The organism is Ahrensia marina (assembly GCF_001293565.1).
In the GTDB taxonomy this organism is placed as follows: Bacteria; Pseudomonadota; Alphaproteobacteria; order Rhizobiales; family Rhizobiaceae; genus Ahrensia; species Ahrensia marina.
On record NZ_JXMU01000022.1, the window covers coordinates 59,804 to 67,831 of the forward strand.

Here is an 8,028-nt window from a genome sequence, read left to right on the forward strand (position 1 = left end):
ACTTGGTACATCGGGTAAATCACAGTTTTGGTCCAGCTTTTGCGTTAGACCGCCAGCAATGAATTTCAGAGAGAGCGCAAACCCGGAAGCGGATGCTTGCCTCTATTGATGAGAGGCAAGCTTTGTTTTTATCAAGCTCTTTGCCAGCGTTCGCCCAAGAGGTTTATGCGTTAGCGGTTAGGCAAAAGAGCCAGCGCGAGTTGCGGCGTCAGCGACACCAACAACCAAACCGCAAGCAATACCGCGAGATAAGGCACGATGTAGCGAAGCAGACGGAAATATGAAACGCCTGTCACGCCGCTTGCAACATATAGGTTCAGCCCATAGGGCGGGGTGATAAACCCGATCGATGCGCCAACGAGGAATATAACCGCGAAGTGAACCGGGTCAACGCCCACCGATGCGGCGATAGGAGCAAGTATTGGCGCAAGAATAATCGTGACGGGCAGGCTTTCCAGAACCATTCCGGCGATAAATACGATAGCCATTGATGTGAATAAAACGGCATAATAACCGCCCATGCCGGTGACGAAATCGCCGATTACCTGCTGCGCGCCCAGCAATGACATGATTTGCTGCATCACAACGCTAACCGCAATAAGTGGTGCCAAAATGCCTGTGATCTGGGCCGATCTGACAACAATTGACGGGATCTCTGTCAGCTTGAAACCTTCAACAACAAGCATCTCGGAATAGTTTTTGTCAGCGATCGACTGTCCGCTATATTTTTTCATCAGCTTGTTCAGCGGATAGCAAATCAAGCCGACAATAATACAGAAACCAACGGTAACGCCGGCGGCTTCAGTCGGCGAGAATTTACCGGTGTAAATACCCCAAAGAACCAACCCGATGGCAAAGAAGCCAAGCCATGCGCCCAAAGCCGTTTTTAGAACGCGGTTGAGTTGTAACGGAATCAAATAGCCCCAACCGTTTGCACGGCAGATAATCCAGCAGATGAATTGCATTGCAATCACCATCAAAGCGCCGGGTATAATGCCTGCGACAAACAGATCGGAAATAGGCAGGTTCATCAGGAAGCCGTAGACGATGAAGATGATCGAAGGCGGTATGATGATACCAACGGTGCCTCCGGCCGCAGATGTTGCGGCGGAGAACCGTTCGTCATAGCCGCCTTTGACCATTTCCGGATGAAGCATTGAACCGATAGTGGCAGTGGTTGCGGAGTTGGAGCCTGAAATAGCGGCAAAAAGGCCGCACGCACCAATTGCAGCCATTGCCAGCCCGCCCCTCAGCCATCCAAGACAGGCATAAGCAAAGTCGGATAATCGCCGCGCAATACCCGACTTGTTGATGAGGTCGCCGGTCAGGATAAATAGCGGCATCGCAAGCAAGGCAAAACCTTTGTTAAATACATTGAGAAATTCGGAACCCAGATTATCCAGCGTCAAGCCCATCACAAAGCTGCAGCCGATGACCCAGTAAGCGATAATCAGAAGAACGGGTACACCGAGCATGAACAGGAATGTGACTGCCAGTGAAATGAGGGTAATCCAACTTGTGTCGGTCATCATACATCCGCTCCTATGACTGCTTGCTCGATCAAGGGTTTGCCGCTTCGATAGTTACGCACATCTTCCAAAAGGTTTTCGAGCACACGGCCGGCCATCAGGGTAAAGGCAATCGGGATTGTGACAACAAACCACCATTGTTTGATATTGTCTGTTCCCAGTACAATTTGAAAATTGTCCGCTGAATTAACCGTCATCCGTGCGGTTGTGGTCACAATAATCACACAGAAGCCAAACCACAGGATGAAGTCGAGGACCAGACAAGCCATCTGCAGGTTACGCGGCATCGTGGACCGGAATTCGCCAAATGCAAGATGTGTACGCAGGCGCACATTATAGCTGCATCCATACCACGCCATAATCATGAAGAGCATTGGCGGTATGGTTGTCGACCATGGCGGCTGGCCATACAAAACGAAACGCTGGATAACACCTGCGAAAATGATTATCGCGATCAAGAGGTAGGTATAAACAATAATCGAACGTTCGAGATTTCGGTCAATCCACGGCACAGCTCTGTAGAGCGCGAGCGTGAGAAACGCGCCTATTGCTGTGAGCACGGTAAAGACCAGCCACGCTCCGTTCATATTAAAGGCCTGACGCATCTCCCATGGATCCAATGTTGTGAAAGATGAAATCACGTCGCCTGCTTCGACCCAAATCGACATTCGATCGCTTCCTTTTCTGCCCCACTGACGTGGTCATGATCTGTAATTAAACACCCGTTTCAGAAACAATTCCGGCCCCTGCAAGAGAGGCCGAAATCGATATGAACATCAGTGTGTTAGGATTTCCACCAACGCCGTGGTTCTACATTTTCTGGCAGCATATCCACTGGAATTTCACGGGCCACATTGTAGATTTCCTGATAAGTGTCCGCGCCGCCTTGCCACTTGTTAAGACGCTCGCGCCAGGCTTCCCAAAGCTGTGGCTGGAATTCCGGAGAACACATTTCTTCAGCCAGTTTGATCTGGTCGTCAGCCAGGAATGCGTTTCTGACATTGTCTTTCGCAAAAATCGTGTCAGGCAATTGCGGATCAGAGAAGCCTACGGTTTTTACAAGCGCCGCTTCATTGGCTGCTTGCACGTGGGTTTGTGCCCAGTAAGCACTTTCCATAACCGCATCCTGCAGCGGACCGTCAAGCTTGTCGAACGCTGCAACAGACATTGATGTATGTTCCGTGCCGCAGAAGAATTTCAAATCCACGCATTGGGAGACCACAGGAGACATATTGGCATAGGCCACAGCAGATGCCCAGGTTTCTGCGCCGTCGATAAGACCTTGTTTGAGGCCGTCGAGTGTTTCTTCCCATGCCACCGGTACCGGATTAAGGTTGAGGGCCTGCATCGCAATGCGTCCCAATTGTGTCCCGGTTACGCGGTTTTTCGTGCCGAAAAGTTCTTCAACCTTTGTCACCGTTGGCTTGTCTTTCCAGCCAAGTCCCAATTGAATGCCGCGCAACTCGCAGTGACTGAAAAGGAATTTCAAGCCGTGTCGTTTTTCAAGCGGATCACGCAGAAGACGAACCGATTCAGGGCTGTACAGGAAGTGATATTGCGAGGCCCGTGACGGGAACATATAGGCATAATCCAGCACATTTAGATATGGCGCCCCGCCAGCCGAGTTTTGCGTGGATGCCGCATAAATATCCACGATGCCTTGCTGTGCTTTTTCCACACAGGATGTTTGGCCGCAAATCTGGTTATCGCCGATAAATTCAATACGGATTTCGCCATCTGTGCGGCTTTCCAGATCACGCGCGAATTCCAATGCGCCGGCCCGTTCAATCAACAGGTTGCGGGCGTTAAAGCCTGACGCGCCGAATTTCAAAGTATGTTTGGCCTTTTTCGCAAACCGCTTTTCGTAAGTCGATTCAGCCGCACTTGCCAGGCTGGCGACACTCATTGCCCCGCCAAAAGAACCCGCCGCAAGGAGCGTAGAGCTCATACCGAACTGGCCCGCAAGCTTAAACAGATCGCGCCGAGAAACGTGATTCAGTTTGTTAATTACACTCATTTTCAATCTCCTCCCAGATAAGTTCAAATAATGAGACTTTTAATCTCAAAAAAGACTAGTATATTTAATTTCATTTGTATAGACCTTTCTTATTCGGTGAGGAGATTGTGGAATGAATGCAGATTTTGTGATTGTCGGCGCAGGCTCGGCCGGGTGCGTTCTCGCAAACCGTTTAAGCGAAAATCCGCGTAATAAGGTTGTCCTGCTGGAAGCGGGCGGCCGCGATCTCAATCCGTGGATTCACATACCGGTCGGGTATTTCAAGACGATGCACAATGCGAAGGTCGACTGGTGCTACCGGACCGAGCCGGACCCCGGTTTGAATGGCCGTTCGATTGACTGGCCGCGCGGTAAGGTTTTGGGCGGCTCTTCTTCGCTGAACGGCCTGCTATATGTCAGGGGACAGAAAGAGGACTACGATCGCTGGCGCCAGATGGGAAATCTCGGCTGGGCTTGGGATGATGTTCTTCCCTACTTCAAGCGGGCGGAAGATCAGGAGCGCGGTGCCGATGAATTCCACGGCATAGGCGGGCCGCTGTCTGTTTCCAATATGCGTATTCAGCGCCCGATTTGTGATGCGTGGGTCGCAGCCGCGCAGGCGGCCGGCTATCCGTTCAACCCTGATTATAATGGCGCGGATCAGGAAGGTATTGGCTACTTCCAGTTAACAACCCGCAACGGCAGACGTTGCAGTGCGGCGGTGGCTTATCTGAATCCGGCAAAAAAACGCAAAAATCTGCGGATTATCACACACGCTCAGGTGCAGCGAATACTGGTTGATGAAGGACGCGCCACCGGCGTTTCCTATCTGGATAGAAGCGGAAAAGAATGTACTGTTTCAGCCGGTAAAGAAGTTATTATATCTTCGGGTACAATTGGTTCGGCACAGATATTGATGTTGTCGGGGATTGGTGATCCCGAACACCTTATCGACAATGGCGTGCGCCCTGTGCATAACTTGCCCGCCGTTGGCAAAAATATGCAGGACCACCTTCAGGCCCGCCTTGTTTATAAGTGCAATGAACCCACTTTGAATGACGAGGTGCGCAGTCTTGTTAATCAGGCCCGCATCGCTCTTAAATATGCACTGTTTCGTGCAGGCCCGATGACGATGGCGGCGAGCCTGGCTACTGGATTCGTCAAAACGGGCGATCATGTCGAAACGCCCGATATTCAATTTCACGTACAGCCCTGGTCTGCCGACAGTCCGGGCGAGGGCGTGCATCCGTTCTCGGCTTTTACAACATCGGTTTGCCAGCTTCGTCCTGAAAGCCGGGGAGAGATAAAACTGGTAGGACCGGATACGCGGCAATATCCGAAAATTATTCCGAACTATTTATCAACTGAAACGGACTGCCGCACCATTGTCGAAGGTGTGAAAGTTGCCCGCCGTATCGCACGCAATGCACCTCTGAAATCAAAAATATCAGAAGAGTTTCGGCCAAGCGCCGATCTTGAAATGGATGATTATGAGGGAACGCTTGATTGGGCGCGCAACAATTCAAGCTCAATCTATCACCCCACAGGCACTTGTAAGATGGGCTCGGGAAGCGGAACGGTTGTTGACGAGCGGTTGCGTGTTCACGGGATCGGTAATTTACGCGTGGCGGATTGCTCGATTATGCCGGAGATCGTGTCGGGAAATACAAATGCACCGGCGATCATGATCGGCGAAAAAGCAAGCGATCTGATTTTGCAGGATGCCGGTAACTTAGCGTCTTAAGTGCTTGAAAAGGATGGTGGGCGATACTGGGATTGAACCAGTGACCCCTTCGATGTCAACGAAGTGCTCTCCCGCTGAGCTAATCGCCCATCCGTGGCGCGATACACCACATAAAGCTGTTTGCCGTCAATAGCTTTGATGACAAAAACTGCTGTTGTTATGCCGCTTTAATCAGTTTTTCGACCTCATCAACAAGCTCGCGCAAATGGAACGGTTTTGAAAGCACTTTCGCGTCTTTAGGCGCATCGCTTTCAGGGTTGAGCGCAACTGCGGCAAAGCCGGTAATGAACATGACTTTAAGATCAGGATCGAGTTCTGTCGCACGCCGTGCAAGCTCGATGCCGTCCATTTCAGGCATCACAATATCTGTCAGCAACAAAGAAAACGGTTCTTCTCTCAAGCGTTCATAGGCGCTGGCGCCATTGTCGAAATCGACGACCTGATAACCGGCTTTTTCAAGTGCTTTGACCAGAAAGCGGCGCATATCGTTATCATCTTCTGCCAATAGTATGCGGTGCATTTTAATTCCCGTTTCTCCTATAGCCTGCCGTCAAGCAGACCAGACACGCTCTAGTCTTCTTAAGGTAAAGATCAGGTTTATACTATCACGGCGTTTGGTTCCATTCATTAGAGCAAATGCCGACTATGATGGTCTAAACTGAAACGGTGCCTCAAGATGGAACCTTCATGAACCCGATGTAGTGCAAAATTTAGCTTTTGTTCAATTAAATTCTTGTGATCAGCCCGTTGTCTTGAATTTACCATTAACGCGGCACCCTAGACAAAGCCCATTGAGGCTGTCAAAACTATAAGCAAGATACGATTATTGCTGGAAAATTTTGGTTTATGCACGCTTCGCCAGATTTCATTGATATTGAAGCCTTTGAGGTTTGCGAACCGGATTTTCACGCTGTACCATTTGTCATGAACTCGCCACATAGCGGGCGGATTTATCCAAAACGCTTTCTTGAAATGAGTAATCTTGATGTGGATGCCATCCGGCGTTCGGAAGATTATTTTGTAGATGAGCTGTTTTCTGATGCGGTCCAAATCGGGATTCCAATGCTCAAAGCCCATTTTCCGCGGGCCTATCTGGATGTAAATCGTGAGCCCTATGAGCTGGATCCGCGTATGTTCAGCGATAAATTGCCGCCTTATACAAATAGAAATTCCATGCGTGTGGCTGCTGGACTTGGCACGATACCGCGCATCGTTTGTGAAGGCTTGAATATTTATAAATCGCGTATCGGGCTTGAAGAAGCGCTGATGCGTGTTGACCGGATTTACAAGCCTTACCACGCTGAGTTGCGCGCGCTACTCAGCCGGACATACGGGCATTTTGGCCATGCGGTTCTGATTGATTGCCACTCCATGCCGGCGTCGGTTCATTTGGGTGCTGAAGGCGCGCGGCCGGATTTTATCATCGGCGACCGGTTCGGCACCAGCGCCAGCCAGATTTTGAGCGAAACGGCTGTGAACATCTTACGGGATATGGGATATCTGGTTGCCACCAACAAGCCTTATGCAGGCGGTTTTATCACCGAGCATTACGGGCGCCCTGGGCGGGGACTGCATGCGCTACAGATTGAAATCAACCGCAGTCTTTATGTTAACGAGATGACGATGGAAAAGCGGCCGGGCTTTGATGCGCTACGTGATGATCTGACGAAATTTATGGCACAGTTAAGTGTTATCGATGCTGCACAACTGGGTGACTTCAGCATTGCGGCAGAATAACTTCCTGAAAATGTTAATTAAATCGAGGTGCTTGGATAAAAAGGACCGCACCCAAAGATGCGGCCAGTTTTTGGGAGGAAAATAGCGTAAAAGCGAAACAAATCACTTAACTATGTCCTCGATTCTCTTTGGTGTAGGTCTAAAGTCAAGCCGCGCAGCCTTTCGGATCGTTCGGCTATGCAATTTTTAAATGTAAAAAACCGGTTGGTTCTATGGCTAATGTGAATGATTTGAAGCGGTTAGCAGATGCTGCATCCGTGCAAACGCTAAAATATTTTCGATCCAACTTAAATGTGGATAACAAGTATGAGGATGGTTTCGACCCCGTAACGGCCGGTGACCGCGAGGCTGAGGCGGCCATCCGGCATATTCTGGATGCTGATTTTCCCGATCACGGCATATTGGGTGAGGAATATGGTGCCAAAAATCTGGAGGCGCGCCATGTATGGGTTATTGACCCGATTGATGGCACACGCGCATTCATTTCCGGCTTGCCCGTATGGGGCACACTTGTCGGCCTGATGGAAGACGGTGTCGCGAAAAAAGGATTTATGCACCAGCCTTACACCGATGAGCTATACATTGCTGACGGCGAGCAATCCTGGCTTATCGAAAAGGGCGGCGAGCCGCAAAAACTGGCAACGCGTCAGAGCGCTACCTTGCAGGATGCTACCGTGTTCACAACATCGCCGGCGCTTTATTCAGGCGCCGAGGCGGAAGGTTTCAAACGGCTTGAAGACCGTACGAAACTGGCGCGCTATGGCACAGATTGTTATGGCGCGGTGATGGTTGCATCAGGTTATGCCGATATTTTCATCGAACCGGGCCTTCAGCCGTATGATATTGTCGCGCTAATTCCGATCATCGAGCAGGCCGGAGGCGTTGTCACAACCGTCGATGGTGCGCGGGCCGAGCAGGGCGGAACGATTATCGCCGCAGGTTCCAAGGCATTGCACGAAGAAGCATTGCAGGCTTTTTGGGGCAGGGCTTAGCTTTAGAGCATGTCAGGAAAAGTGGGAACC

7 protein-coding genes and 1 tRNA gene are annotated in these 8,028 nt (G+C 50.4%); 3 read left to right on the forward strand and 5 right to left on the reverse strand.

Features of this window, described 5'->3' with window-relative positions; translation table 11 throughout:
* Nucleotides 1–170 precede the first annotated feature (170 nt).
* The 3 genes from SU32_RS13975 to SU32_RS13985 form a co-directional block, all read right to left on the reverse strand.
* The gene (locus tag SU32_RS13975) at nt 171–1,532 is read right to left on the reverse strand and encodes a TRAP transporter large permease (RefSeq protein WP_245625547.1); all 1,362 of its coding nucleotides are present in this window, start codon (nt 1,530–1,532) and stop codon (nt 171–173) included.
* Entirely contained in the window at nt 1,529–2,197 is a 669-nt protein-coding gene (locus SU32_RS13980; protein WP_053999994.1) for a TRAP transporter small permease, read from the reverse strand. The genes SU32_RS13975 and SU32_RS13980 overlap by 4 nt, the downstream gene beginning before the upstream one ends.
* Before the next feature lie 116 nt (nt 2,198–2,313).
* Nucleotides 2,314–3,546: a TRAP transporter substrate-binding protein gene (locus SU32_RS13985; RefSeq protein WP_053999995.1), complete on the reverse strand. Its 1,233-nt coding sequence runs from the start codon at nt 3,544–3,546 to the stop codon at nt 2,314–2,316.
* 112 nt (nt 3,547–3,658) lie between these two features.
* Between SU32_RS13985 and SU32_RS13990 the strand changes: the two genes are divergently transcribed.
* Complete coding sequence (locus tag SU32_RS13990; RefSeq protein ID WP_053999996.1) at nt 3,659–5,269, forward strand: GMC family oxidoreductase; 1,611 nt, start codon at nt 3,659–3,661, stop codon at nt 5,267–5,269.
* A gap of 14 nt (nt 5,270–5,283) precedes the next feature.
* On the opposite strand, the gene SU32_RS13995 is transcribed toward SU32_RS13990, so the two are convergent.
* Both SU32_RS13995 and cpdR read right to left on the reverse strand, forming a co-directional pair.
* A tRNA-Val gene (locus SU32_RS13995) sits at nt 5,284–5,358 on the reverse strand.
* A gap of 68 nt (nt 5,359–5,426) precedes the next feature.
* On the reverse strand, nt 5,427–5,789 hold the full coding sequence (gene cpdR / locus SU32_RS14000; protein ID WP_053999997.1) for a cell cycle two-component system response regulator CpdR: 363 nt from the start codon (nt 5,787–5,789) through the stop codon (nt 5,427–5,429).
* A 326-nt stretch (nt 5,790–6,115) separates the two neighbouring features.
* Between cpdR and SU32_RS14005 the strand changes: the two genes are divergently transcribed.
* Both SU32_RS14005 and hisN read left to right on the forward strand, forming a co-directional pair.
* Nucleotides 6,116–7,006, forward strand: coding sequence for an N-formylglutamate amidohydrolase (locus tag SU32_RS14005; RefSeq protein WP_053999998.1), 891 nt, complete (start codon nt 6,116–6,118; stop codon nt 7,004–7,006).
* 212 nt (nt 7,007–7,218) lie between these two features.
* Nucleotides 7,219–7,998: a histidinol-phosphatase gene (hisN, locus tag SU32_RS14010; protein ID WP_053999999.1), complete on the forward strand. Its 780-nt coding sequence runs from the start codon at nt 7,219–7,221 to the stop codon at nt 7,996–7,998.
* Nucleotides 7,999–8,028: the final 30 nt, after the last annotated feature.

Coding starts and splice junctions, on each gene's coding strand:
- SU32_RS13980 (WP_053999994.1), bottom strand. CDS start 2,197: ATGTCGATTTGGGTCGAAGCAGGCGACGTGATTTCATCTTTCACAACA.
- hisN (WP_053999999.1), top strand. CDS start 7,219: ATGGCTAATGTGAATGATTTGAAGCGGTTAGCAGATGCTGCATCCGTG.
- SU32_RS13990 (WP_053999996.1), top strand. CDS start 3,659: ATGAATGCAGATTTTGTGATTGTCGGCGCAGGCTCGGCCGGGTGCGTT.
- SU32_RS14005 (WP_053999998.1), top strand. CDS start 6,116: ATGCACGCTTCGCCAGATTTCATTGATATTGAAGCCTTTGAGGTTTGC.
- SU32_RS13975 (WP_245625547.1), bottom strand. CDS start 1,532: ATGATGACCGACACAAGTTGGATTACCCTCATTTCACTGGCAGTCACA.
- cpdR (WP_053999997.1), bottom strand. CDS start 5,789: ATGCACCGCATACTATTGGCAGAAGATGATAACGATATGCGCCGCTTT.
- SU32_RS13985 (WP_053999995.1), bottom strand. CDS start 3,546: ATGAGTGTAATTAACAAACTGAATCACGTTTCTCGGCGCGATCTGTTT.